The organism is Agarivorans sp. TSD2052 (assembly GCF_023238625.1).
Lineage (GTDB): Bacteria > Pseudomonadota > Gammaproteobacteria > Enterobacterales > Celerinatantimonadaceae > Agarivorans.
In genome coordinates, this window is sequence record NZ_CP096670.1 from 769016 (window position 1) to 793376 (window position 24361).

The 24361-nt window shown below is 44.9% G+C and carries 23 protein-coding genes and 1 tRNA gene; 12 read left to right on the forward strand and 12 right to left on the reverse strand.

Features of this window, described 5'->3' with window-relative positions; genetic code table 11:
• Positions 1 to 134: 134 nt before the first annotated feature.
• Positions 135 to 3464, reverse strand: a complete 3330-nt coding sequence (locus tag M0C34_RS03530) for an alpha-amylase family glycosyl hydrolase (RefSeq protein ID WP_248714279.1) — start codon at positions 3462 to 3464, stop codon at positions 135 to 137.
• A 510-nt stretch (positions 3465 to 3974) separates the two neighbouring features.
• On the opposite strand from M0C34_RS03530, the gene M0C34_RS03535 reads away from it, so the two are divergent.
• From M0C34_RS03535 to M0C34_RS03560, 6 genes are all read left to right on the forward strand, one after another.
• Entirely contained in the window at positions 3975 to 5024 is a 1050-nt protein-coding gene (locus M0C34_RS03535; RefSeq protein WP_248714280.1) for a hypothetical protein, read from the forward strand.
• On the forward strand, positions 5021 to 5383 hold the full coding sequence (locus tag M0C34_RS03540; protein WP_248714281.1) for a hypothetical protein: 363 nt from the start codon (positions 5021 to 5023) through the stop codon (positions 5381 to 5383). The genes M0C34_RS03535 and M0C34_RS03540 overlap by 4 nt, the downstream gene beginning before the upstream one ends.
• A gap of 38 nt (positions 5384 to 5421) precedes the next feature.
• A complete protein-coding gene (locus M0C34_RS03545) occupies positions 5422 to 5721 on the forward strand; it encodes a hypothetical protein (RefSeq protein ID WP_248714282.1) in 300 nt (99 codons plus the stop codon).
• Positions 5721 to 6089 carry a hypothetical protein gene (locus tag M0C34_RS03550; protein WP_248714283.1) on the forward strand — a complete coding sequence of 123 codons (369 nt, stop codon included), beginning with the start codon at positions 5721 to 5723 and terminating at the stop codon, positions 6087 to 6089. Before M0C34_RS03545 ends, M0C34_RS03550 begins: the two co-directional genes overlap by 1 nt.
• A gap of 16 nt (positions 6090 to 6105) precedes the next feature.
• On the forward strand, positions 6106 to 6474 hold the full coding sequence (locus M0C34_RS03555) for a hypothetical protein (protein WP_248714284.1): 369 nt from the start codon (positions 6106 to 6108) through the stop codon (positions 6472 to 6474).
• A 122-nt stretch (positions 6475 to 6596) separates the two neighbouring features.
• Positions 6597 to 6956 (forward strand): hypothetical protein, encoded by a 360-nt coding sequence (locus M0C34_RS03560; protein ID WP_248714285.1) that lies wholly within the window; start codon positions 6597 to 6599, stop codon positions 6954 to 6956.
• A gap of 898 nt (positions 6957 to 7854) precedes the next feature.
• Here the strand turns inward: M0C34_RS03560 and M0C34_RS03565 are convergent.
• The 5 genes from M0C34_RS03565 to rpsU all read right to left on the reverse strand — a co-directional run bounded on the left by M0C34_RS03565 (position 7855) and on the right by rpsU (position 12544).
• Positions 7855 to 7931 (reverse strand) — tRNA-Ile (locus M0C34_RS03565).
• A gap of 113 nt (positions 7932 to 8044) precedes the next feature.
• Positions 8045 to 9871 carry an RNA polymerase sigma factor RpoD gene (rpoD, locus tag M0C34_RS03570; protein WP_248714286.1) on the reverse strand — a complete coding sequence of 609 codons (1827 nt, stop codon included), beginning with the start codon at positions 9869 to 9871 and terminating at the stop codon, positions 8045 to 8047.
• A 147-nt stretch (positions 9872 to 10018) separates the two neighbouring features.
• Positions 10019 to 11785 (reverse strand): DNA primase, encoded by a 1767-nt coding sequence (gene dnaG / locus M0C34_RS03575; protein WP_248714287.1) that lies wholly within the window; start codon positions 11783 to 11785, stop codon positions 10019 to 10021.
• 84 nt (positions 11786 to 11869) lie between these two features.
• Positions 11870 to 12313, reverse strand: a complete 444-nt coding sequence (locus M0C34_RS03580) for a GatB/YqeY domain-containing protein (RefSeq protein ID WP_248714288.1) — start codon at positions 12311 to 12313, stop codon at positions 11870 to 11872.
• A 15-nt stretch (positions 12314 to 12328) separates the two neighbouring features.
• A complete protein-coding gene (rpsU, locus tag M0C34_RS03585; protein WP_016403353.1) occupies positions 12329 to 12544 on the reverse strand; it encodes a 30S ribosomal protein S21 in 216 nt (71 codons plus the stop codon).
• Positions 12545 to 12765: 221 nt separating this feature from the next.
• Here rpsU and tsaD point away from each other — a divergent pair, with 221 nt between their 5' ends.
• The gene (tsaD, locus tag M0C34_RS03590; RefSeq protein ID WP_248714289.1) at positions 12766 to 13788 is read left to right on the forward strand and encodes a tRNA (adenosine(37)-N6)-threonylcarbamoyltransferase complex transferase subunit TsaD; all 1023 of its coding nucleotides are present in this window, start codon (positions 12766 to 12768) and stop codon (positions 13786 to 13788) included.
• An 82-nt stretch (positions 13789 to 13870) separates the two neighbouring features.
• Here the strand turns inward: tsaD and plsY are convergent, their stop codons facing one another.
• Positions 13871 to 14461, reverse strand: a complete 591-nt coding sequence (plsY, locus tag M0C34_RS03595; protein WP_248714290.1) for a glycerol-3-phosphate 1-O-acyltransferase PlsY — start codon at positions 14459 to 14461, stop codon at positions 13871 to 13873.
• Between the two features lie 124 nt (positions 14462 to 14585).
• Here plsY and folB point away from each other — a divergent pair, with 124 nt between their 5' ends.
• Genes folB through M0C34_RS03610 form a run of 3 tightly spaced genes read left to right on the forward strand, consistent with a single transcriptional unit; the run spans position 14586 to position 16260 of the window.
• Entirely contained in the window at positions 14586 to 14951 is a 366-nt protein-coding gene (folB, locus tag M0C34_RS03600; protein WP_248714291.1) for a dihydroneopterin aldolase, read from the forward strand.
• Positions 14951 to 15439, forward strand: coding sequence for a 2-amino-4-hydroxy-6-hydroxymethyldihydropteridine diphosphokinase (folK, locus tag M0C34_RS03605; RefSeq protein WP_248714292.1), 489 nt, complete (start codon positions 14951 to 14953; stop codon positions 15437 to 15439). The genes folB and folK overlap by 1 nt, the downstream gene beginning before the upstream one ends.
• Before the next feature lie 20 nt (positions 15440 to 15459).
• Positions 15460 to 16260, forward strand: a complete 801-nt coding sequence (locus tag M0C34_RS03610; protein ID WP_248714293.1) for an undecaprenyl-diphosphate phosphatase — start codon at positions 15460 to 15462, stop codon at positions 16258 to 16260.
• Positions 16261 to 16300: 40 nt separating this feature from the next.
• Here the strand turns inward: M0C34_RS03610 and M0C34_RS03615 are convergent, their stop codons facing one another.
• Positions 16301 to 17548 (reverse strand): multifunctional CCA addition/repair protein, encoded by a 1248-nt coding sequence (locus M0C34_RS03615; RefSeq protein ID WP_248714294.1) that lies wholly within the window; start codon positions 17546 to 17548, stop codon positions 16301 to 16303.
• A gap of 137 nt (positions 17549 to 17685) precedes the next feature.
• On the opposite strand from M0C34_RS03615, the gene M0C34_RS03620 reads away from it, so the two are divergent.
• Positions 17686 to 19308 carry an ExeA family protein gene (locus M0C34_RS03620; protein WP_248714295.1) on the forward strand — a complete coding sequence of 541 codons (1623 nt, stop codon included), beginning with the start codon at positions 17686 to 17688 and terminating at the stop codon, positions 19306 to 19308.
• Positions 19308 to 20126, forward strand: coding sequence for a general secretion pathway protein GspB (locus M0C34_RS03625; RefSeq protein ID WP_248714296.1), 819 nt, complete (start codon positions 19308 to 19310; stop codon positions 20124 to 20126). The genes M0C34_RS03620 and M0C34_RS03625 overlap by 1 nt, the downstream gene beginning before the upstream one ends.
• Before the next feature lie 61 nt (positions 20127 to 20187).
• On the opposite strand, the gene M0C34_RS03630 is transcribed toward M0C34_RS03625, so the two are convergent.
• From M0C34_RS03630 to M0C34_RS03645, 4 genes are all read right to left on the reverse strand, one after another.
• The gene (locus tag M0C34_RS03630) at positions 20188 to 21282 is read right to left on the reverse strand and encodes an acyltransferase family protein (RefSeq protein ID WP_248714297.1); all 1095 of its coding nucleotides are present in this window, start codon (positions 21280 to 21282) and stop codon (positions 20188 to 20190) included.
• A 256-nt stretch (positions 21283 to 21538) separates the two neighbouring features.
• The gene (locus M0C34_RS03635; RefSeq protein ID WP_248714298.1) at positions 21539 to 22150 is read right to left on the reverse strand and encodes a TIGR04211 family SH3 domain-containing protein; all 612 of its coding nucleotides are present in this window, start codon (positions 22148 to 22150) and stop codon (positions 21539 to 21541) included.
• 110 nt (positions 22151 to 22260) lie between these two features.
• Entirely contained in the window at positions 22261 to 23526 is a 1266-nt protein-coding gene (locus tag M0C34_RS03640; RefSeq protein ID WP_248714299.1) for an inorganic phosphate transporter, read from the reverse strand.
• A gap of 31 nt (positions 23527 to 23557) precedes the next feature.
• Complete coding sequence (locus M0C34_RS03645) at positions 23558 to 24235, reverse strand: TIGR00153 family protein (RefSeq protein WP_248714300.1); 678 nt, start codon at positions 24233 to 24235, stop codon at positions 23558 to 23560.
• Positions 24236 to 24361 lie beyond the last annotated feature (126 nt).

Consider the following 24361-nt stretch of genomic DNA (forward strand, 5'->3'; position numbering starts at 1 on the left):
GTTTTTCTGGCGCCTTTAATGCACGGTTACTCGTTAAAAGTGGCTTTGGTGGAGTGGAGCATCGGTGTTCACAAAGTACAAAAAAGCCGCTCAAAGGTTTGAGCGGCAAACTATTTAAAGTAAAGGCTGTTGGATTATAAAGCTTCGAGTAATATCAACCCTTCGCTACCGGCAGAGAAGCTTACGCGTCCGCCTGCAACGGTAGTAATAGAACCATCGTAAGCGTTGCGTACGCTGGTGCCATCGTCAAAGTAGCTATCAACATTAATGTCTACGGTGCCTGAACCGTCTACGACCACGACTACGTTGTTGATTGCGCCTGATATTGGGTTAGTCCAAGTACGGGCAAAGGCCTTACCGCTAGATTGACCACTTAGGTTAAAGTGCTGGCCAGCACCAACCGCTGGGTTATCACGACGGAATTGACCCACTTTTTGCCAGTGTTGATGAACACCGTTACCAGCTTTGCTCCAATCAACACTAGAGCGGCTGCCTTGGTCTGCATCTGAGCCACCATCGCCATTCACACGACCTAGCTCGTCACCGTAAAATACTTGCACGCCACCAGGTAGTAGCAATAAAGCAGTACCAGCACGTTTTTGACGAGTATCATCACCGTTGTAGAACACGGCACCGGTATCGTGGCTTGAAATGTAGCTTAGAACGTTCCAATCGCTGCTGCCATTAACTTGGTCAGCGTAGCTGGAAAATTGGCTTAGCATCGTATCGGTGCTGTCTATCATGCCGTTGATCGCACTTTTAAAGCTAAAGTTAATCACCGAATCAAACTTAGCCGTTGTATGGATGTCTGATTGGCCTACACCATGGCCCCATACTTCAGCGGTTGCCCAGAACTCATCACTCCACTCTGCACCTGGGGCGCTAGGGTTATTTTGACGCCATTCATTTAAGGCTAGGCTGGCTTGGTCTTTTAAGTTCGCCCAGTTGTCGTAGGTGACGTGTTTAGCGGTATCTACACGGAAGCCGTCAATGCCGTAGTCTTTTACGTATTGCACTAGCCATTCAGTGATCCAATCACGCACTCGTTTGTTACCTTGTGCTTGGTAATCACTTAAGTAACCTTGACCAAAGGTGGCTTTGTTCGCCAAGAAAGGAGGAATACCCACCGCTTGAGTAGACTCAGTTTTAAAGTCTGGTAAGTAAGCTAAACACTTAGTTAAGTCGTCACCGCCACAGGCATCGTAACCGGGTAAACCTACTCGTATCCATTCTTTACCCCACCATTTCAACCATAGGTTTTCATCGCCATCGTAGTTAATAAAGTCATGGTAGCCGAACCAGTTGCCGCCATTGCTTGGTGTCCAATTTGGACCCGCAGTGTCTGAGCCATAGTTAAACTCATCCATGTCTTTTAGGGTGTTGTAACCGGCGTGGTTCATTACCACGTCCATTACCACGCGAATACCTTGGCTGTGGGCTTTATCTACAAAGGCTTTAAACTCTGCTGGTGTACCCATGTTCGCGTCAAGGTTGGTGTAATCTTGCACGTAGTAACCGTGGTAAGCGTAATGTGCAAAGTCACCGTCGTCACCACCACCAACAAAGCCGTGGGCTTGTTCGTAAGGGGCGGTTAACCAAATGGCGTTAATCCCTAAATCAGTAAAGTAACCTTCATTTAATTTTTGGGTTAAGCCTGCAATATCACCACCATGGAAGGTACCAATATCTTTGCCTGTCGCATCATAGCGTGGGCGGTCATAAGAGTTGTTATTGCTTGAGTTACCATCGTGAAAACGGTCGGTAATCACGAAGTAAACGTTGGCGTTGTCCCAAGTGAAATCTGAGGCTGTAGGTGGTGCTACTTTAGTCAGTACGAAGCACTGATTAGCACTGCTAGATTCATTAGCGGCGTATAAACAGACCTCTAGAGATTCATCTACGGCTAAGTTACTGCCCACATCAATGCTATCACCACTGGTAAAGGCAATACCATTTACCGGGTCGCTGCCATCGGTAGTGTAAAGTCCGCCATTTACCTCATCCCCTGTGGCTTGCAAGGTAATGCTTACTTGGTCAGTCCAGAAGGTACTTAGTGCTGGGCTAATACTGACTTCAGCATCATGGCTTGGTAAGTCACAACTATCGGTCCAGCTTTGCGTGCTAATTGTGTAACAACCGTCTTTGTCGCGGAACAAATCATCGGTTTGGCTATTGCCTTGGTTGCTAAAGATAAGCTTGCTTGAGTCACTATTGTTGAAAGAATAAGCCCACCAGTTTTCACCTAGGCCATCCATATTATCGCCAGGCCAAGCTGAATCGGCGGTAGAGCCGGCAGGAAGTGCGTCCCAATGGTGAATAGACGGCGCCCAGTCACTCGGTGCGTTTAACCAAACGGTGAAGCCTGTTTCAGGCGCATCAATTTTGTTGTAGGTGTAGGTTTGCGTTACCGAGCCTTTATTGTTGGCAACATACACTTGCAGCTCAACCGACTCGCCAATGGCTAATTCACCACCAATATTAATCACATCACCGTTATTAAAGCTGATGCCTTGAGTACCGCCGGTGGTGCTAAGTAAGTAGCTACTGTCGGTGATATTGTCGCCTTTGTAGCTTAAGGTTACCGCTAGGGTATCGGTGCTAAAATCACTGCTTCCTGGGTTAATCGCTAACTCAGGTTTGGTTTCAAGCACGATAACTTCAGCGTTCACTGCTTTGCTTGAAGCATCAAAACTAATGCTGTAGTGAGTATTATCTTCAACTGTGAAATCTTGGTCTGGGTAGTTTTCTCCCCAGCTTCCATTGTCTGAACACGCCGCTACTTTAAAGCGTGCTGGGCTTTCTTCACCGGCAAAAGCTTGCGTTAAGGTATATAAGCCGCTCACCGCATCCAAGGCCATTGGGGTTTGTCCCCAACCGTTTGCCGTACCGCGGAAACACCATACAGCGGGCTGTTCGCCAGTAACGGTGATGTCTACGCTAGCCAGTTCACTAACAGCACCTAAGTTATCGGTGACTTGCAGGCTTAGGGTTTGGCTTTGTTCAACGGTTAGGCTGATGGACTCGCTGGTCTCTCCTGTGCTCCAAGCATAACTGGCGATGCTGCCGTCTGGGTCACTAGAGCTAGCCGCTGAGAAGCTCAGGCTAGTACCGGGGTCAACCGTTTGCGCATTAGCGGGTGAGATAACCGCTGTTGGCGCTTGGTTGGTATCACAGCTCGCGACTGAAACTGCATCGATATCTTTGCTGTCGCTGTAAAAGGTAATTTGATAGCTACCGGCCGATACGCGGTAGTCTGCGCTAGGGTAGGCTTCTTGCCAGTCTCCCCAGCGGTCAATTTTGAAACGAGGATCATTGTTACCGAAAGTTTGGCAGGTTTGAAACTGAGTGCTAGCCACCTGTTCCATTGCTGTGGTTTGCCAGCCATTTGGTGTGCCACGAAACTCCCATTCTGCTTGCGCAGACAGAGAGGCCGTTAACAGACCAAGTAATACTACCTTGTTCATGTCATTTCCTTATTCGAATGTTTGTTTGCGATAGCCTGAAGCTATGCGCGTGTTAGCCAACATAAAATGACTCTGCGGTCATTTCTTGCGCGACCTTAATCCAGTCCAATCAAAAATAGTCGAAAAAACGAGCAAACTGAGTGTTGTGTCAAATATTTATCTTGGTTTTGTGATTGAAAAGGATTTCATTTTTATTGTCATATAATTCATTGGCTTATATATGGGAAATGGAAGGTTTTTAGCGCTACCGTAATATAAATGGCTGTTTATTTTAATTTACCAGAAGAATTAAATAGTCGACTGTAGAGGCGGCTTGATGTTTTTGCCGAAAAGTTAAGCCTGTGACGTTACTCTGTTTAATAACGTGGTTTATAAACAAAGTTTTTGATAAACGGGCTCACAATAACTAAATGGCATTTAGCTTAACGGTTATTGACTGCTTTGTTAATTGCGTTTACCTTATAGCAATCATTACCCTAATTTTTGATTTTGCAGTAAAAGGAACCAACTGTGAGTGAGCCTGCCGAGATTTTTCTAAGTACCAAAAACCGTCAGTTAAAATCTAGAGACTTTTCAAATGAAGCCGAATTCAATGCCTTTTTAAGTGATAACTCGCTGCAAGCTGGCAGTATTCTTCATGCTGGTGCACCTTACATTGTTCGATCAAGCCAAAGCAGTAAACCGACGAATTTAATGCAGCAGTGTAGGCAGCTGCAAACTATCCCTTCTTGCCATCGCCGTTCGTTAGCCAATGTTAATGCACAGCTAGGCAGCGACATAACACTTGGTTTGGCCGAGTTATTTGACCAGCAAATTGCTCCTGCGGCTAGCCAACTCAACCAATGGGTGAACAAAGAAAAGTTCAATTTTTCTAGTGCAGGAGTGGGGCTGCTGGAAAGTCGGGGAGGGGCATTGGAAAAGAGCCTTAAAGCTTACGAAAAGAGCTTAATGGCTGTTAGGGCTGGGCATCAAGCCAAACTACCTAAAATGCAGATGATGAAATTAGAATCTAGTGCTCGCGCCGCATTTAAATCACTTAATCAGTTGTTTAGTACTGAGCTATCTAAAGCCACGGCTGTTGTTAAAGCGCGCAAGGGCACGGCGCTTAACAACGCTACGCGAGGTATTAACAAAGCTAAAAGTGCACGTACCGATGCACCAATTAGAGTGACAAACGTTAAAGAGCTACAAAGCCTCAAAAGAATGTCTCTTGGCCTAAAAGCGGGAGGGAATATTCTTCTAGGTTACGACGTTTATGCTCGTGGAAAAATGGTTCAGGCTGATTTTGAGCAAGGTAAAGATTGGGGGAAAACTGCAGTGGTTCAAACCTCAGGCTTGGCGGCAGGAATTATTGCTGGAACTATCACAGCTAACGCGATGACTACAGCAGCTATCACTATTGGCTTAACGGCCACGCCCGTAGGTTGGGTAATTGCTATTTGCATAGGTATCGGTGCTACTTACCTAGCAACAAAAACGTTCGATGGTATTGGGCAGAAAATGGCTACGCAAGTGTATGAGCGCGAAGGCATGTTTAACCGAATTCCAAGGACATTATGATGGAGCAAATAACGATATCGGATAAACTTTTGTTCATATGCAGCTTATTTTGGCTATCAACAATGGTTGCTTGGCTGTGTTTTTCTCGAATCTCAATGAGAAGGTTCGAGAAGCAATTTAAAGTACTAGGTGTTGAAAGGATAGATTGGGATGGCCCTGGCTTTCGAGTGCTGAGCTATGCAACTGTAGTTTTGTTTAAAACTGATAGGTTAAATGATAATAATTATCAATTTGTTCCTGTTAGTGAAACAAGAAAACTAGCGACCAAAAAAGACTGGTATTTGGCCTTATGGCTATGGGGCTCTGGCATCGGAATGTTGGTTGTGGGTTTCACTTATGCATTTTTCTTTATGGCCTAGCGCATTTTGGGTTTATCGCGCGTGCAACACCTGAAGTTATGAGCAAGCCAGCTATCAAAAATTTTGAGCAAGGTAAAGATTGGCAGAAAACAGCGGTAGTGCAAACAACGGGTGTATCAGTGGGCTTTTTAGCTGGTGTGGCAACTGCAAAAGTCGTAACTTCGGCTGCTATTACTATTGGTCTAACAGCCACACCTATAGGTTGGGTAATTGCCATTGGCTTAGGCATCGGTGCAACTTATTTAGCAGCAACGCAAGCGGATAAATGGGCTCAATATGTAACCTCGAAACTTTATGATAGGGAAGGCGTGTTTAATTATGTGCCGAGGTCGCTCTGATGATAGCTGTATCTGATTGGCTACTTTTAGTTTTTTTTATTTTTGCTATTTCGATGATGATAGCGTGGTTAGTTTTCTCAAATATGACTATGAAAAGGATAGAACGAGAATTTAATCAATTAGGTATTGAAAGGGTTGACTGGGATGGGCCTGGATTCCGCGTGCTGAGTTATGCCACGATTATTTTTTTTAAAACAGAAAGAATGAATGATCAAAACTATCAATTTGTCCCAGTAAGCGCTACACGTAAATTAGCCACAAAAAGAGATTGGTACTTGGCTTTATGGCTTTGGGGATCTGCAATAGCAATGTTAGGTATATTATTAGTTCTATCCATTTTTTTCTCTGAGTTAGTGGCTGACATATAACACTTTGGTATAGCGGATGATTTACTTATTGGGTGTTTCTTCATTTATTGGATGTGGTGTGTTTATGCTTTCAGTCATGTTGGCGTGGTTATGCTTTGCGCGAATCAGTATGCCTAGAATAGAGAATAGTTTAAAAGATCAAGGTATTGACAGAGTTGATTGGGATGGACCTGGTTTTCGTGTTCTTAGCTACACCATAATTATTTTGTTTAAAACAAAGCGACTTAATGATGAAAATTACCCATTTGTTCCCGTTACAGCTTCTCGACAGCTAGCGACCAAAACCGATTGGTGGTTTTCTCTTTGGCTATGGGGATCGTTTGGTATAGCGATGGTTTGTATGATTATTCTGTCAGTATTCTTTCCTGAACTTCTACAAGAATAGTTAGCAGTCAGCTGGGTTTAGAATAACGGTTGCTGCTTTAGCAGGCGATGATTTCGGAAAAATTGAGCTAAAGACGTTTATGAGCGAAATGGAACTTTTAACCGTATTCCAAGGTCATTGTAATGGAACATACCGCGTTAACTTTAGTTGATTGGGTTCAATTAATTGGAGGCCTATATTGGATATCAACAATGATTGCTTGGTTGGCTTTTTCTAGAAAGTGCATGGTGAGGCTTGAGCGGGAGTTTAAAGCTCAAGGCATAAGTAGGGTAGATTGGGATGGACCTGGTTTTAGAGTGCTTAGCTACGCAACAGTTATTCTGTTCAAAACAGAAAGGATGAATGACTCTAATTATCAGTTTGTTCCTGTTAGCGAAACTAGAAGGTTAGCAACAAGGCTAGATTGGTACTTGGCTTTGTGGTTATGGTCTTCTGGTGCTGGTTTGCTTCTATCTATTGCTGCATGGTCGATATGGAGTTAGAGCCCCTAACTTTTACAGATTGGCTACAGTTCTTTTTTCTGATACTCGGTGTATCGGCAATGGTAGCTTGGCTCTTGAGCGCAAAGTTCACCATGAGAAGAATTGAGCCAGAGCTAATAAAGCAGGGATTTAATTGTGGAAGTTGGGACGGCCCGGGTTTTCGGGTATTGAGTTATTCAATGATTATTTTGTTTAAAACTAAGTTGCTTAATGACAGTAATTACCCTTTTGTTCCGGTGAGTGCAACTCGTAAGCTAGCGACAAAAAGAGACTGGTACTTATCACTGTGGCTTTGGTGCTCATTAGTAGGAATGATATTCCTAGCATTTATCTATTGACCTTATGTTTACTTTACCCCACAAGCAAATAAATCGGCTTAAACGCGATGTCAAAAACCTTTACGAGCGTAATGGTATCTTTAACCGTACACCAAGGTCATTGTAATGGAGCATCCACCTTTAAGTTATGAGGACTGGCGTTCACTTTTTTTTATGATTACTTTTGTGTCGTCAATGGTAGCTTGGCTATTAAGTGCAAAGTTCACCATGCGACGAATAGAGCCAGAGCTAATAAAGCAGGGATTTAATTGTGGAAGTTGGGACGGCCCTGGTTTTCGAGTATTGAGCTATGCAACGATTATTTTGTTTCAAACAAAGTTGCTTAATGACAGTAATTATCCTTTTGTTCCAGTGGATGCTACCCGTAAGCTAGCTACGAAAAAAGACTGGTACATATCACTGTGGCTGTGGTGCTCCTTAGTAGGAATGGTATTCCTAGTGTTCCTTTATTGATCTTATGATTACTCTGTCCAAAAAAATAAATAAAGTTCTAGGGGGGCTCTCGGTGATTTTTAGGCAATAAAAAGCCTTGCAACCGATGTGGTGCAAGGCTTTGTATATGGTGGCCCTTCACAGACTTGAACTGTGGACCTAACGATTATGAGTCGTGTGCTCTAACCAGCTGAGCTAAAGGGCCAAATTTGGGTGTGATAAGCGCTTGGCTAATCAACGAGGCAGAAGTATAAAAAATACTTTCCGCCTTGTCTATGCGTTTAAATCTAAGCGCTTATTTATTCACCTATTTATTGGCTATTCGTCTAAGAAACTACGTAATTGCTCAGAGCGAGAAGGGTGGCGCAGCTTACGCAAGGCCTTGGCTTCGATTTGACGAATACGCTCACGGGTTACGTCAAACTGTTTGCCCACTTCTTCTAGCGTGTGGTCGGTGTTCATGCCAATACCAAAACGCATACGCAGTACTTTAGCTTCACGCGGGGTGAGGCCTGCAAGTACTTCTTGAGTAGCAAATTTAAGGTTTTCGCCGGTCGCTGCATCTACAGGCATAGACAGGGTAGTATCCTCAATAAAATCACCTAAATGCGAATCTTCATCGTCACCAATTGGGGTTTCCATGGAAATAGGCTCTTTAGCGATTTTAAGTACCTTACGGATCTTGTCTTCAGGCATTAACATGCGCTCTGCCAATTCTTCAGGAGTAGGTTCGCGGCCCATCTCTTGAAGCATCTGACGGCTAATACGGTTTAGCTTGTTAATGGTTTCGATCATATGCACCGGGATACGAATAGTTCGTGCCTGGTCAGCAATAGAGCGAGTAATCGCCTGACGGATCCACCAAGTTGCGTAAGTAGAGAATTTGTAACCACGGCGGTATTCAAATTTATCTACGGCCTTCATTAGGCCAATGTTACCTTCTTGAATAAGATCTAAGAACTGTAAACCACGGTTGGTGTATTTCTTCGCAATAGAAATTACCAAACGTAAGTTAGCTTCAACCATTTCTTTCTTAGCGCGGCGAGCTTTGGCTTCACCAATGCTCATACGGCGGTTGATGTCTTTGATGTTATTAATGGTTAAGCCAGTTTCTTCTTCAACTGATTTAAGCTTAAAGATACAACGGCGAACTTCTTCATCCACTTCCATTAATGCCGGGGCATAATCTTTAGCCGATGTTTTGTGTTCGTTAAACCATTCGTCGCTGGTTTCATCTTTAGAGAATGCTTTAACAAAAATGCCTTTTGGCATTTTGCCTTGCTCAACACATAACTTAAGAATTAAACGTTCTTGAGTACGTACACGTTCCATCATGCGACGCATGCTTGCTACAAGCTTGTCGAATAATTTTGGTATTAAGCGGAAGGTGTGAAAAATTTCACTTAGCTCAAAGATTTCAGCCTTAGCTTCTTTAGACATACGACCATGTGATGCAATAATTGCATGCGTTTTGTCGTATTGAGCGCGCAGTGTATCAAAGCGCTCTTTAACTAACTCTGGGTCTAGGCCGGTGTCTTCTTCTTCTTCGTCATCTTCGTCTTCATCTTCGTCTTCGAGGTCTTTTTCCTCTAGTTCCGAACCAATGTGAGTAGCGGTAGGGGCTGCTTCTGCTACTTCATTTTCATCGATGAAGCTATTAACGATGTCGCTAATTTTAAGCTCTTCTGCTTGGTACTTGTCGTACATCTCAAGCAAAATAGAGATAGTTTCTGGATATTCTGAAACGCTACGCTGAACTTCGTTGATGCCTTCTTCGATACGCTTAGCAATGTCGATTTCGCCTTCGCGAGTCAACAGCTCAACGGTACCCATTTCACGCATGTACATACGTACTGGGTCGGTCGTTCGGCCTAGTTCAGATTCTACCGTGGCTAAAGCCTGCGCTGCCGCTTCGGCTGCGTCTTCGTCGGTAGTATTTTCCGCCAACAATAAGTCATCAGCATCGGGTGCATTTTCATGTACCTGAATACCCATGTCGTTGATCATTTGAATGATATCTTCAACTTGATCGGAATCTACGATATCAGCAGGTAAATGGTCATTTACTTCTGCGTAAGTTAAGTAGCCTTGCTCTTTACCTTTTGCGAGAAGGAGTTTGAGTTGAGACTGTGGGGTTTGTTCCATAGATGTCATCCGAAGTAGATTAAGCTAGCAAAACCATAAACGTAAGCGCCGCTGGCGCAAACGAAGAAGTATATCAAGTATGGGTTAAAATTTCTATATCAAGGGCATTTATATAAAATCTTTTTGTTTATTGTATATACCGCCCAATTAAGGCTTAAGTTCAATCATTAATTGATGCATTTCACGTTTTTCATCTACGGTGATTATGCCGCTAATAGATTTTACGTTGAGCTGCTCGTAGCGTTGCAATAGCAACTGATCAACAAAACTGGCGATAATATCTTGTAACTCGTCTTGGTAACCAGACTCGTCAATTTCTAAATTATAGCCTGCCAAAATATTTAAGTGTTTTTGTTCTGGTTGTCCGCGCCAACGTTCAAGTAATTGGCCAGTGGTGATATCGGGCTTTTTATGCACTTCGCCAATCAGCTGTAATAATAAGCCCATGCCTTTTATGTTTACTTGGCTTAATTGCGCCGACGGCGGTAAGTCAGTGGCTATAGCAGGCAGCTGCAAAATCATAGCAATGGCTTTTCGCATTGGCGTTAGGCTGAGTTGCGCTTGGGTATTGGGGCGCGAGCGTTCGGCTTGTTTTAAGCGGGCTAACTCTTTTTCTAGCTGGCTACGGATCATTCTATTCTGAGTGGCCAGTTCGGTAAGCAGGGTTTCTTTGTAAAACGCCGCACTCACCTGCGAGATAAGCTCGTAAGCTTTAGACGCCAAGTGGCTTTTGCCAGCATCGGTCGTGATGTCTATTTCTTGGCTAAGCCGTTCAAACAAAAAACGCGATAGCGGCATAGCTTCACGCATGCGTTTTTCAAAACCGTCTTTACCTTCTTGGCGAACCAGGGTGTCTGGGTCTTCACCATCAGGTAAAAACATAAACTTAAGCTCTACATTGTCGCGTAAGTGCGGCAAGGCGTTTTCTAAGGCCCGCCATGCCGCGTCGCGACCGGCGCGGTCACCGTCGTAGCAGCAGATGATTTGATTGCTGGCTCTAAACAGCGTTTGTAGGTGCTCTGGGGTGGTTGAGGTGCCCAAAGACGCTACCGCATAATCAATATCAAATTGCGCCAGTGACACCACATCCATGTAGCCTTCAACGACCAGAATTTGCGGCACTTGTTTATGGGCTTGGCGTACTTCGTATAAACCGTATAGTTCGCGGCCTTTATGAAAAACGCTGGTCTCGGGAGAGTTAAGGTATTTTGGCGTGCCATCGCCAAATACGCGCCCACCAAAGCCGATATAACGGCCACGTTTATCACGAATCGGAAACATAACCCGATCGCGGAAGCGATCGTAGCGGCGGCCTTTATCGTTTTCGATAGATAATCCGGCATCAACCAGCTGCTGGCTGGCTTGCTGTGAACCACCTAAAGCCTTGCCTAGTGCGTCCCATTCGTCGGGGGCATAGCCAATAGAAAAACGCTGTACTACTTCACCACTTAGCCCACGGCCTTTTAGGTAGTCAATAACCTGTTGCTTGTTAGGGTTTACTCTAAGTTGCTGCTGAAAAAAGCGGCTGGCGTGGCCGATTAATTCGTATAAATCTTTGCTTAGCTGCCGTTGCTGCTGGCTTTTAGCTTGGTCAAACTTGCTGTTGTTACTGTTTTCACGCTCTACTTCTACGCCCATTTGGCTGGCTAAATCTTCAACGGCGTCAACAAACTCAAGTTTGTCATATTCCATTAAGAAGCTAATGGCATTGCCATGCGCGCCACAACCAAAACAGTGATAAAACTGCTTGTCTTGGCTCACCGTAAAAGAGGGCGATTTTTCGTTATGAAACGGGCAGCAAGCGGAGTAATTTTTACCGGCTTTTTTCAAGCGCACACGCTGATCAATCAAGCCAACGATATCGGCTCGAGCTAGTAGATCATCGATAAATTGTTGTGGAATTCTTCCAGCCATTTAGTGCGTCGCTAGCCTTTTTAAAAACAAACAAGCCGTGAACTCATAGAGTGCACGGCTTATTCTAGTATCTAAGAGATGGATTTAAGCGAGCTTATTGCGGACAGCGGTGCTTATAGCTCCCATGTCTGCTCGACCCTGCACCTGAGGTTTCAGGATACCCATCACTTTACCCATATCTTGCATTCCAGCCGCGCCCGACTTAGCGATTGCATCATCAATTAACGATGTAATCTCTTGTTCGCTGAGCGCTTGAGGAAGGAACGTCTCCAAGATAGTTATTTCAGCGAGCTCTTTATCAGCTAGATCTTGACGTTCTGCAGCTAAAAATTGTTCAGCTGCGTCTTTACGCTGTTTTACTTGTTTTACAACGATGCTCAATATCTGGTCATCGTCTAAAGTAATGCGCTCGTCAATTTCTACTTGTTTAACAGCCGCAAGCAACATGCGAAGTGTGCCTAGACGTAATTTGTCTTTGGCACGCATGGCTGCTTTTTGTTCTTCTTGTAGCGTTTCTCTTAATGACATAGGTCTTAACAGCGCTTAGTACAAGCGAACGCGACGTGCGTTTTCACGCGCTAATTTCTTAGCGTGACGTTTAACAGCAGAAGCTTTAGCACGTTTACGAGCTGTAGTTGGTTTTTCATAAAACTCGCGACGGCGAACTTCTGAAAGAATACCTGCTTTCTCGCAAGAGCGCTTGAAACGACGTAGAGCTACGTCAAATGGTTCGTTTTCACGTACTTTAACGATTGGCATATGCCTATCACCTTCCGGTTTATTAACGGCCGAACAAAAATCAGCCTGAGTGTTTAAAAATGGTGCGGAATTTTAAGCCTAACTAGGGGGCAATGTAAAGCCTATTTGTATAGCTCTGGTGAAATAAGCGGTGAACAAGTAAGATAGGCGCGATTTTAGGCGAGCCTTTGGGCCAGATTATACGTTACTGACACCAGTAACCAAGCAGGAAGAGCAAGATTATGCGTGTACTAGGTATTGAAACGTCGTGTGATGAAACCGGAATTGCAATTTACGATGACCAGCAAGGTTTAATGGCAGATGTTTTGTACAGTCAGGTTAAATTACATGCAGATTATGGTGGTGTGGTGCCCGAGTTAGCGTCGCGCGATCACATACGTAAAACCATTCCGCTGATCAAAGAAGCGATGGCCGCTGCCAATTGCACGAGCGATGATATTGATGCCGTGGCCTATACCGCCGGCCCAGGTTTAGTGGGGGCATTATTGGTGGGGTCGCTGACTGCGCGTAGTATTGCCATGGCATGGGATAAACCCGCCGTCGCAGTGCATCACATGGAAGGGCATTTACTGGCGCCGATGTTAGAAGACAACCCACCAGCGTTTCCTTTTTTGGCCTTGCTAGTCTCTGGCGGGCATACCCTGATGGTAGAAGTTGACGGTATTGGTGAATACACCATCTTGGGCGAGTCGATCGACGATGCCGCCGGTGAGGCGTTTGATAAAACCGCCAAGTTACTGGGTTTAGATTACCCAGGCGGGCCTGCGTTAAGCCGTATGGCCGAAAAAGGCACGCCAGGCCGATTTAAATTCCCGCGGCCAATGACCGATAGGCCAGGCTTAGATATGAGCTTTTCGGGCTTAAAAACCTTTGCTAAAAATACCATCGATTCAGAAGGTAAAGACGAGCAAACTCAAGCTGATATCGCGCTGGCCTTTCAGCAAGCAGTGGTAGAAACGCTGATCATTAAATGTCGACGCGCCTTAAAACAAACCGGCTTAACACGGTTAGTGATTGCCGGCGGAGTTAGCGCAAACAAAGCCTTACGCGAGCAGCTGGGCGAGTTGTTAGCGTCGCGTGGTGGTAAGGTGTTTTATCCTCGGGCAGAGTTTTGTACCGACAACGGCGCGATGATTGCCTATGCTGGCATGCAACGCTTTAAAGCGGGGCAAACTCATGGCTTGTCAGTTAAGGCCATGCCGCGTTGGCCATTAGATGAGCTACCTGCGGCTAAACCGCTATAAGGTGTTGTGTTGTTTATTACGCTTGCTTAGCGGCGAGTTGTGTTAACAGCGAATAGAGTTGAGGCTAACTTAGCGTGCTGAGTTAGTCTTTTTTTACTATTTTGCTTTCGGTGTGATTACGCAAACGTGAAATATTGCTTTGGTGGCGAATAATAATCAGGCACGACAGCATGGCAACCGGCAGAGTATATTCGGGCTTAATTAACCAGGTGTAGAGTGGTGCAAGGCTCACGCTAATAATCGCCGCTAATGAAGAGTAACCACGCAGCTTTAGGGTAATCATCCACGTTATTACCAATAAGGCGGCTAAATCTAAGCCGATGGGTAATACGCCCCCCAGTGCAGTGGCCACACCTTTGCCCCCTTCAAAATGAAAGAATATTGGGTACATGTGCCCGAGACACGCGGCGATACCCACAAATCCGAGTACTAAAGGGGCTAGCCCTGCGTAATAGCCTAACCACACCGGAATGGTGCCCTTGAGTAAGTCGCAAATTAACACTAATGCGGCTGGCATTTTACCGCCTAAGCGATAAACATTGGTGGCGCCAGGGTTGTTAGAGCCGTGCTGGCGGGGGTCGGGGAGGCGATAAATTCGGCAAATGAGTACGGCGCTGGATATCGAACCCAGTAAATACGCTGCCGTTATAAATAATAAACCGAGTAAACCCATTAGCTTAGAAGCATTCCACCTATTGCTGAATTGCGGTATTATCGCGCTCTTTCAAAGGCCAAATCATACGCTGTTTTTTTAGCTAAGGCTAATAAGCGCGTTTGCAACAAAGCAGCAAAGCATCATGGATAAAGTATTTATTAAAGAACTCACGGTATTAGCCACTATTGGTGCCTATGAGTGGGAAAAACAAATCAAACAAAAACTGGTGATTGATTTGGAAATGGCATGGGATAACCGCCCGTCGGCCTTAACCGATGACCTAAGCTTAGCCTTGGATTACGCAGCTGTAAGCCAAGCGGTGAGTGACCTAGTGACAGGGCAAGCCCATGAATTGGTCGAAACCGTTGCCGAGAAGGTGGCCGCTTTAGTGTTAACTCAGTTTTCGGTGCCTTGGCTTAAGGTGACCATTAATAAACCCGGAGCCGTTCCTTTTGCCACTAGTGTTGGTGTGCAAATTGAACGTAGCCAAGCCGATAGCGCTTTGTAATGGCGGATATTTTTGTTGGCATCGGCAGTAACATTGAGCGTGAGCGCTATATTCGCCAAGGTGTTGAAGCCTTAGAGGCGCGCTTTGGTAGGTTAACACTTAGCCCGGTATACGAAAGCCCCGCCTTAGGATTTGACGGCCCGGCGTTCTACAATTTAGTCGCGAAATTCTCTAGCCCCTTGTCTTTACAAGCGGTGTTTGATGCCATCAAAGGCATTGAATTTGAACACGGCAGAGCAATGGATGCGCAAAAGTACTCGTCACGCACCCTAGATATCGATATTCTTTTATATAACCACTTAGTGGTAGATATACCATGTACGCTGCCCAGAGCAGAAATAACCAAAAGTGCGTTTGTGTTAAAACCGCTTGCAGATATTGCGGGTTCGATGATTCATCCAACAATAAATAAAAGTTACATGCAATTGTGGCAAGATTTTGATCACCCTAGTCAGGTGTTGACCTTGGTTGACTCTCTCGATTTTTAGATTAGTTACAGGATTATTTAATGGGTACTTTTGAAACGATATTTTTAGCTTTGATTCAAGGACTCACCGAGTTCTTGCCTATTTCAAGCTCGGCGCATCTTATTCTGCCTTCACAGATCTTTGGTTGGGATGATCAAGGGATCACATTTGACGTAGCGGTACACGTAGGCAGCTTGTTTGCTGTATTGGGTTACTTTCGTAAAGAAGTTTGGACGATGTTAACGGCTTGGCTTGGGTCTTTTACCGGTAAACGTAGCCCCGAGGCATTGCTTGCTTGGTTGATTATTTTGGCCACTATTCCTGCGGTATTATTTGGTGGTTTGTTTAAGTCGCTGATTGAAGAGCACTTGCGTTCGGCCTATGTTATTGCCAGTACCACCTTAATATTTGGTGCGCTACTCTGGTGGGCTGACTCGCAAGCCAAGTTAGAGAAAACCGAGCATCAAATAGGCTGGAAACAAGCCTTATTTGTTGGTGTTGCTCAAGCTATTGCGATTATCCCTGGCACCTCGCGCAGCGGTATAACCATTACTGCAGGCTTAATGTTGGGGCTAACCCGCGAAGCAGCGGCGCGCTTTTCTTTCTTAATGTCTATTCCGGTAATTGTTGGCGCGTGTGTATTAATGGCGAAAGACATTGCTGATGCACCAGTAGTGATTGACTGGTCGGCGATGGCTTTAGGTATCTTGGTGTCGTTTGTCAGTGCTTACTCATGCATACACTTGTTTATTAAGTGGGTAAATAAAGTAGGGATGAAGCCGTTTGTCATTTACCGCATGTTGTTGGGCGTAGGTTTGTTTGCGTTTTTAGCCCTAGCGTAAGGATTGTTATATGGGCTATCGCTAAGATAGCCCATATTCGCTAGTTTGAGTTAGCGTGTTCTGCTAAGTAGGTTTGTTTGGCTTGGCTGATTAAGGCTAAGCGTTGTTGGTGTAATTGCTCACGAATATCCGAGCCTTGGTAACCTTCTTGTACTATCGCTTGTACATTAACACTGTTAGCCACTTCAAGTTGGCTTAGCAAGTAGTCATAAGCGGGGTAGGGCTGTTCAGCAAAACCCAAGCGGCCTCTAATATCGGCGACTCCAGCCTCTAATATTTGTTTAAATCGTACTGGCTTGCGCCAAGCATCACAGCGGTCAAACAGCTTTAAAACCGTTTCAGGGCGCAGTTCTAATGCGCTATGAATAGTGATGTGGTGTTCCGCCACCAGCAGCGCTAAATCACGATAATGATTGGGTACTTTGAGCCGTTGGCAAAATGCTTTGATCAGCTTTACGCCTTTTGGCCCATGCCCTGGGTGAGATGGTAATTTCTCTTGAGGGGTGAGGGTTTTACCAAAATCATGGCATAAGGCGGCAAATCGAACTTCGTTACTGTAGTGATGCTTAGCGCTTTGTTCTATCACCATCAAGGTGTGAATGCCGCTATCAATCTCTGGGTGCCACTTGGGGCTAGCCGGCACGCCAAATAGATTGTCTAACTCGGGAAATAACACGGTTAAGGCATCGGCCTCTTTCAGTACTTCAAAAAACACTTGCGGTGAGTCACAGCTTAAGGCTTTTTCTAGTTCTTTCCAGATCCGTTCAGGCGTTAAGCTGCTTAACTCGCCCGAATGCGCGATGTCTTTCATTAGCTGCTTGGTGTTATCAGCAATTGTAAAACCGAGATGATGAAAACGCGCCGCAAAGCGTGCTACTCGCAGCACCCTTAAAGGATCTTCAACAAACGCTGGAGATACATGCCGTAATAGTTTTGCTTGCAGATCGGCTTGGCCGCCGTAGGGGTCTATTAACTCGCCCGTTTCGGCTTTGGCAATGGCATTGATGGTGAGGTCGCGACGGAGTAAATCATCTTCAAGGGTGACATCTTTGGCGAAGTAACAAGTAAAGCCAGTATAGCCACTGCCCTGTTTTCGTTCGGTGCGTGCTAAGGCATACTCTTCTTGAGAATGAGGATGAATAAATACTGGGAAGTCTTTACCCACACGGTGATAACCCAAGGCTAACATTTGCTTAGGCGATGCACCTACTACTACGTGGTCACGGTCTAAAACCTTTAAACCCAGCAGCATATCTCTAACCGCTCCTCCCACTAAATAGGTTTCCACTTATCACTCCTCACTAATCTCTATGCACAAAAGGCTTGTGTGGGGGTATTATACACCTATCAATGCGCAATAGCGCTTCGATTACTGGTAGTGAGCAAACTACCGCTGAGTGATTAAGGCTTAAGGATAGTGGTTTAATGTATTTGGATTATTTTGGCTTAAAGGAAAATCCTTTTTCGATAGCGCCAAACCCAGACTTTTTGTTTATGAGCGAGCGGCATAAAGAAGCGCTGGCTCACCTCACTTTTGGCTTGGGCGAAACCGGTGGTTTTGTTCTGTTAACGGGTGAAGTCGGAACTGGGAAAACTACCGTCTCGCGTGCTTTGTTAAAGCAATTGCCAGAGCAAACAGAAGTGGCTTTGGTGCTTAACCCCAGCTTAACGGAAGTGGAGTTATTAGCGACGGTATGTGATGAGTTAAATATTAGCTATGACAGCGCTCATCTTACCGTGAAAAGCCTCGGCGATATTATTCGTCAGCGCCTGCTTGAAAACCACTGGGCGGGTGGCAATACCATGTTGCTCATCGACGAAGCGCAACATCTGTCGGTAGAAGTGTTAGAGCAGCTGCGTTTGCTGACCAATTTTGAAACCGATACCCGCAAACTATTAAGAGTGGTGCTGATTGGTCAACCTGAGTTGCAGCAAAAACTAAAACAACCTATTTTGCGTCAGTTAGCCCAGCGGATCACCGCGCGTTATCACTTACTGCCGTTAAATGTGTTTGAAGTTGAATCGTATGTTGCACACCGATTGAAGGTGGCGGGCTGTGAGCGGCCATTGTTCCCTCGTGCCGTCATTAAGCAACTTTTCAAAGCGGCTGAAGGCATCCCAAGGGTGATTAATTTACTCTGTGATAGGGCGCTGCTGGCTAGTTATGGCCGACATCTCATGCACGTTGATAAACGCGCACTGCAGCAAGCCATTGAAGAGGTGGCGTTAACAGAGCCTAAGTCTGAACTGAGCGTTAACCATGTATTAGCGGGTGCATTGCTGGGCGGCTTTATTTTGGCTGGTGGCTATTTGTATCAGCAAAGTACGACTAATATAGCCCCTGAACATCCCCCTAAAACGCTCGCTGCTGCGGCGCAACCAACACCGCCGAATTTACCTCAAGCGCCGCTAGCTGCGTTGGCGCCTAGCCAAGCCTTAAGTGATACAGCCAAAGAATGGCAAGTGCTGACAAGCAGCAATGGATTTTCTGACGGTGCTTGGCAGTTACTGCTGCGGTTGTGGGGTTACGATGTACCTAGTGTGCAAGCTCGCTGCGATTTAATCAGTAACTTGGATCTGCATTGTTTATCTCTCAGTGGCGGCATGCGAGCATTACGCGATGTAAACTCTCCCGCGGTGATTAAACTGGAAGAAGACGGGGTTCAATTTTATGCCGTGGTTAGGCATTGGGGGGCGAAAGTAGAACTATGGCTAGGCGATCGTTCTTTTAAAGTGAGTGAACGCTGGTTAGGGCAACGTTGGAATGGAGAGTTTCAAGTGTTATGGCAGCCGCCTTCAGGTTTTAATGACCTCTTGAAACAGGGCAGCCAAGGTGAGGCTGTATATTGGCTAGAGCAAAGTTTGTCACTGTTGCAGGGTAAAAGGCCGCGCCAGATTTATCAGTTTGACCGCCAATTAGCCGAACAAGTTGAGCAATTTCAACACCGTCATCGTTTAACCGCCGACGGTATTGCCGGTGTCTTTACTTTACTGCGTTTAAACCAGCAAATTTATGTTGATCAACCGCGTCTTCAGGAGCTGAACTAATGTCTAGTATTTTAACGGCGCAGCGCCGTCATCAACCAGATGAAGCTGTCAGCTTGGTGGCTCCTTCTAGGGTTAATCCTTTAGTGTTAGCCTTAATCAGCTCGGGGTTAACCTTGGCTTTAGGAGCGTTGGCGCTATGGTGGTGGATGGGGCATCAACAGCCTGAGAACCAAGTTACTACGCCTGCAGTGACTGTTGCGCCGGTTAACCCGCCGGTGCTTAAAGTCTCGACTATCGAGCCCAATCCCTTAGCCTTTGAACTGATGCCCTTGCCCGAATTTAACGATTTAAAGAAGGTAGATTTACTGACTTTACGCCAACAACGATTTGACCAGCTATTGGCACAACAAACAAACCAAACAAACCAAACAGAGATTGTCGAGGGTTCGCCTAACGCACCTGCAAGTAATGCTGTTGCTGAGCGTACGGTTCAACAAGCACCTATTGTTACGCCGCAAAAAAGTCAGCCCTTAGCGCCTGCCGATGATGCCAACTTAGCAGAGCGTTTTGCAGCAGCCGTAGAGGCTACCCAAGTATTAGAGTGGCAGGAAGAAACCGATACCGTCGCTTACGATGAAGCGCCCATGCTAGGGGCATTGTCTCCTGAGATGCAAAAACTGGTACCGGCTATTACCTTTAACTCGCATGTCTTTTCTTCTGATCCTGCCCGTCGATACGTTACGTTTAACAATAAGCAGTTACTAGAAGGGGACTTACTTAATAACAACATTGAGATCGTTGCTATTCGTTTAGACGATGTCGTGCTGAGGGTGGCTGGCCATTTGTGCCGCCTAAAGGCGCTATCAGACTGGGGTTAAATGCTATCAATAGCCACTGCTAAAGGTATTGCGAGAGAATCTAGCTTGTTACCAGTAGTGGTTATTTTTTGCGGTCCCTAGCTCCCATATTGAGTAATTTCGGTAGTTGATATCTTAAAAAATTATTGGATGGCTTTTCAAAATACAAAAAAGTCAAAATAGAGATAAATACTAACGATATTAGGTATGTTAGAAAGTTTATTAGTGGCGATGTGATAAAAAATTTAGAGGAAAGCATCGTATATAGTTTATGTACTGGAACTTGAAGAATATAAAGTGAAAAACTCGCCTCACCAAGTAACACCAAAGGTTTTCTGCTGAAAAAGCTGGCTAGCGTTGACTGACAAAGTGATAATGAAATAATAAAGATCAAAAATAAAGGTGCTAAAAAGCTCGAGCTAAACGGCACTGCAAACCCAATAACGTCTACCAAGTGTTCCTTATTATCTAGCACCAATACGATGGTCACGGCTGATGCGATAGGAAGGCGCGTAGATCCGATTGTATCGTTCGATTTGTTAGATCTGTTGTGAAGTAGCCATATTCCACCTGAAATGCCAATTAAAAAGCTGCATAGATGAGAAGCAGGGAAGTAGTAAATTAAATCATTTAATAGTGAGGAATAAGCGCTGTTTGTCTCTTTGGATAAAGCATAAGTTAATATGGTTTGGGTTATCAGCCAATAAACGGCTGAGCATATAGCTAAGGACTTTACAGAGCACTTATTCTTCTTGATATACAGTAAAATGAACGGAAAGCTTAAATAGAAAAACGCCTCTACTGATAGTGACCATCCAGGGTAATTAATAGAGAGTGGATATGGCGAAACCCACGATTGTAGAAAAGTAACATTTAACAATAATGCTGACCACCATATAGGTGTATTGTGGTAGAAATCCAAGCCTATTACTAAAAGTATCCCCACCATGTAAATAGGCACTATTCGCGATACCCTTGCCCATAAATAAGAGCGGGTCTTAATATCTCGTTCAAAATGCGATATGGACATGACGAAGCCAGATAGAACAAAGAAAAACGTGACCATTTCCGGTCCCGCTATTAATGCCCCTTCAAACCCCGTGGCATCACCAAAGTGGAATATAACCACTATTAATGCAGCAATAAATCTAAAAAAGGTGAGTGATTCAACCCGCATGACACATCCTTGTGCTTACTTTTTCTAAATCAATTAAAACTATAACACGCTTTACCTAGACTCGATGTCTTACGCGCGGGGAGGTAATGGTTCGGCCAGTGGCTACGATTTACGCGATGAACAGTATTTAGCGTCAGTTTAGCGAAATGGGAGAGGTGTATTTAGTTGTAGAGTCAGCGGCTTTGCTAAAGGACAGTTAAATTTTCATTAAAATAAAAAGGGCGCCTGATTAGGCGCCCTTTTTAAATGATTGAGATTACATCCACTGCTGATCGCGTTTTTTACGACGAGGAATCATTGGCAGTAATACACCAAGTAGTAAGCCTATACCAGCCACGGCCCCGCCACGCATGAACCATTGCATTTGCACTGCTTCATCTTTGGTGTCTAGCTCGTGCTGTAAGCTACTGTTTTGCTCACTGATTTGGTTTAACTGTTCGTTAAGCTGGTCGTTAGTGACTTGTAGCTGTTCAATTTGTACAGCTTGCGCTTCAATCTGTGCGCTTTGCTCTGCTGTGGCGTTGCCACTGTCTTCAAGCTGCTGCTTTCTTTGGTTCTCACTGGTTTCCAATTGCGTTTTCACTTGTTGCAATTGAGCGGCAAGACCCGGTGTGCGATTTAAGTATTTAGCCTCTACCCAGCCTTCTCGGCCGTTCTCTAAGACCACTTTGGCGTATTTGTTTTCCGCGTTGTAGTCAACTTGGTTGATTTTGGTGCCAGCGTTAACACTGCCTAAAATACGAAATTGATTACTAGGACCAGAGTGGAGAAAAATAAATAAGTCATCGGAAATATATCGAGTTTGGGCGATGACAGGAAAGGCGAGGGCAAGCGATAAAACAGCAGCAGATAAGTTTCTGACGATCACGGCGTATCTCTTCGAATTGGTGGGTAGTCGCGCTTAGTGTACGAAACAACGTTGCTAGTCTCAACCAGCAACGTTGTTATTGTGAGTAAAGTTAGGCTGTTTTTATCAAACTAGCCAAAAATACCCAGCATGATGTAGTAAAACACGATAGAAAGAGCCGCACCTGCAGGCAGAGTAACAACCCAAGAAACCACGATACTACGTACTACGCCTAAGTTTAGCGCAGCAATACCACGAGCCATACCTACACCTAATACCGCACCGACTAAGGTTTGGGTGGTTGAAATAGGTAAACCGGTACCTGATGCAACGACCACTGTGGTGGCTGCTGCTAATTCAGCTGCAAAGCCACGACTAGGCGTTAGGTGAGTAATACCTTTACCAATAGTGGCGATCACTCGATGACCAAATAGTGCTAAACCCGCAACGATACCTAAGCCACCTAGAGGTAATATCCACCAAGCTAGGGCTGCTTTAGCACCAATTTCACCATCGTTACTGACTACGCTGACTACTGCTGCTAATGGACCGATAGCGTTAGCTACGTCATTAGAGCCGTGGGCAAACGCCATACAACAGGCGGTAATAACCATTAATACCGCAAACACTTTCTCTACGTTGGTGTAGTGCATTTGACGGTCAGCTTTAGGGTCGATTTTTAAGCGACTAATGATGATTTTACCCACCACCGCGACCAATAGACCAATAATTATTGCCCAAATGTATCCCTCTGCACCGCTCATTTCTAAGCCGACGTGCTTAAGGCCCTTCTTGATGGTTACAAGTGCCATCATAAAGCCAGCTAAGAACATGTACACAGGCACATAACGCTTGGCTGCGGCTAAGGGGTTGTCATGGTCAAAAATCAGTTTTTGAGCGCTGACAAAGATAAGATAAGCAAATACCCCTGAGATGGCAGGAGTAATAATCCAGCTACCTACAATGCCCCCTACTTTGGCCCATTCAACCGCTTCTGTACCTACGCCTACGGCTGCGAAGCCAACAATAGCGCCGATGATAGAGTGAGTGGTTGATACTGGCCAACCATTATACGAAGCAATCAATAGCCAAGTACCTGCTGCCAATAAGGCTGCGATCATACCAAATACCAGTAATTCAGGTGTTTGAGTGAACGCGCTTGAATCAATGATCCCCTTACGCACAGTATTAGTTACTGCACCGCCAGCCAAATAAGCACCAGCAAATTCAAAGATCATAGCGATAAAAATCGCTTGTTTAATAGTGATAGCGTTTGAGCCTACAGACGTACCCATAGCATTGGCTACATCATTAGCACCAATACCCCAAGCCATCACAAAGCCAAAAACGGCCGCAATAATAATCAGCGTAGTGCCGTAAGTTGCAAGAATTTCCATTGGAGTTACCTAAGTAATTTTCTTTTATTGTTTAGCGATAAATCATCAATTCTAAACGTGCACCAACACGCTGAGCTTGGTCAGCGAGTTCGCCGATAGCTTCAATGATGAAATATAGGAACATTGCGTCGATAGGGTCTAGTTTTTTCTCTAGCTTCTGTAACTTACGACGAATCTTGATTTGCTGGGCATCGGTTTCATCTTCGATTAGATCGAGTTCTTGAACCAATTGTTTAACAATGTCTACTTCACGGCCTTTAAAGCCGGTCTCAAGCAGATCTTCTAGCTCGTTGATCACTTCTTTTGCTTTGCCTGTTGCATCTAAGCAACGGGCTAAGTAAGCCATGAACATCTCTGCTAGTTTTGGTGGTAACTCCATTTTACGACCAAGCATTCTGCCCGAAATATCTTTTGCTTTATTGGCAATTCTATCTTGATGGGTTAGCAGCTCTAGCACGTCTGAACGTTCAACGGGCATGAAAATCCCACCCGGCAGGTTTAAACGGATTTCACGCTTCATGCGATCGGCTTCTTTCTCTAAGTTAGAGATGTCTCTACGGCGCTTAGCTGCCGCTTTCCAATCTTTATTTAACACAGCATCGAAAAAAGGTACTAAACCTTCACAACATTCGTGCACTACATTGATATGTTCTTCTAAAGGTTTAATTGGCGATTTTGCAAACAAACCTAGAATTGTATTTCCGGACATAATCTCTGTTCCAATTAGCTATGCAAACGATATATTTTTTGCGAGGCGCATGGTAACGTAGCCAAGCATAGTTGCAAGCTTTTATGTGTCTAATTCACGAGTTTTACTAGAGCTGAATCAAAAGTT

What these genes read in the sequence shown, in the direction of transcription:
- M0C34_RS03530 (WP_248714279.1), bottom strand. Translation starts at nt 3,464, where the DNA reads ATGAACAAGGTAGTATTACTTGGTCTGTTAACGGCCTCTCTGTCTGCG.
- M0C34_RS03540 (WP_248714281.1), top strand. Translation starts at nt 5,021, where the DNA reads ATGATGGAGCAAATAACGATATCGGATAAACTTTTGTTCATATGCAGC.
- M0C34_RS03545 (WP_248714282.1), top strand. Translation starts at nt 5,422, where the DNA reads ATGAGCAAGCCAGCTATCAAAAATTTTGAGCAAGGTAAAGATTGGCAG.
- M0C34_RS03550 (WP_248714283.1), top strand. Translation starts at nt 5,721, where the DNA reads ATGATAGCTGTATCTGATTGGCTACTTTTAGTTTTTTTTATTTTTGCT.
- M0C34_RS03555 (WP_248714284.1), top strand. Translation starts at nt 6,106, where the DNA reads ATGATTTACTTATTGGGTGTTTCTTCATTTATTGGATGTGGTGTGTTT.
- M0C34_RS03560 (WP_248714285.1), top strand. Translation starts at nt 6,597, where the DNA reads ATGGAACATACCGCGTTAACTTTAGTTGATTGGGTTCAATTAATTGGA.
- rpoD (WP_248714286.1), bottom strand. Translation starts at nt 9,871, where the DNA reads ATGGAACAAACCCCACAGTCTCAACTCAAACTCCTTCTCGCAAAAGGT.
- dnaG (WP_248714287.1), bottom strand. Translation starts at nt 11,785, where the DNA reads ATGGCTGGAAGAATTCCACAACAATTTATCGATGATCTACTAGCTCGA.
- M0C34_RS03580 (WP_248714288.1), bottom strand. Translation starts at nt 12,313, where the DNA reads ATGTCATTAAGAGAAACGCTACAAGAAGAACAAAAAGCAGCCATGCGT.
- rpsU (WP_016403353.1), bottom strand. Translation starts at nt 12,544, where the DNA reads ATGCCAATCGTTAAAGTACGTGAAAACGAACCATTTGACGTAGCTCTA.
- tsaD (WP_248714289.1), top strand. Translation starts at nt 12,766, where the DNA reads ATGCGTGTACTAGGTATTGAAACGTCGTGTGATGAAACCGGAATTGCA.
- plsY (WP_248714290.1), bottom strand. Translation starts at nt 14,461, where the DNA reads ATGGGTTTACTCGGTTTATTATTTATAACGGCAGCGTATTTACTGGGT.
- folB (WP_248714291.1), top strand. Translation starts at nt 14,586, where the DNA reads ATGGATAAAGTATTTATTAAAGAACTCACGGTATTAGCCACTATTGGT.
- folK (WP_248714292.1), top strand. Translation starts at nt 14,951, where the DNA reads ATGGCGGATATTTTTGTTGGCATCGGCAGTAACATTGAGCGTGAGCGC.
- M0C34_RS03610 (WP_248714293.1), top strand. Translation starts at nt 15,460, where the DNA reads ATGGGTACTTTTGAAACGATATTTTTAGCTTTGATTCAAGGACTCACC.
- M0C34_RS03620 (WP_248714295.1), top strand. Translation starts at nt 17,686, where the DNA reads ATGTATTTGGATTATTTTGGCTTAAAGGAAAATCCTTTTTCGATAGCG.
- M0C34_RS03625 (WP_248714296.1), top strand. Translation starts at nt 19,308, where the DNA reads ATGTCTAGTATTTTAACGGCGCAGCGCCGTCATCAACCAGATGAAGCT.
- M0C34_RS03630 (WP_248714297.1), bottom strand. Translation starts at nt 21,282, where the DNA reads ATGCGGGTTGAATCACTCACCTTTTTTAGATTTATTGCTGCATTAATA.
- M0C34_RS03640 (WP_248714299.1), bottom strand. Translation starts at nt 23,526, where the DNA reads ATGGAAATTCTTGCAACTTACGGCACTACGCTGATTATTATTGCGGCC.
- M0C34_RS03645 (WP_248714300.1), bottom strand. Translation starts at nt 24,235, where the DNA reads ATGTCCGGAAATACAATTCTAGGTTTGTTTGCAAAATCGCCAATTAAA.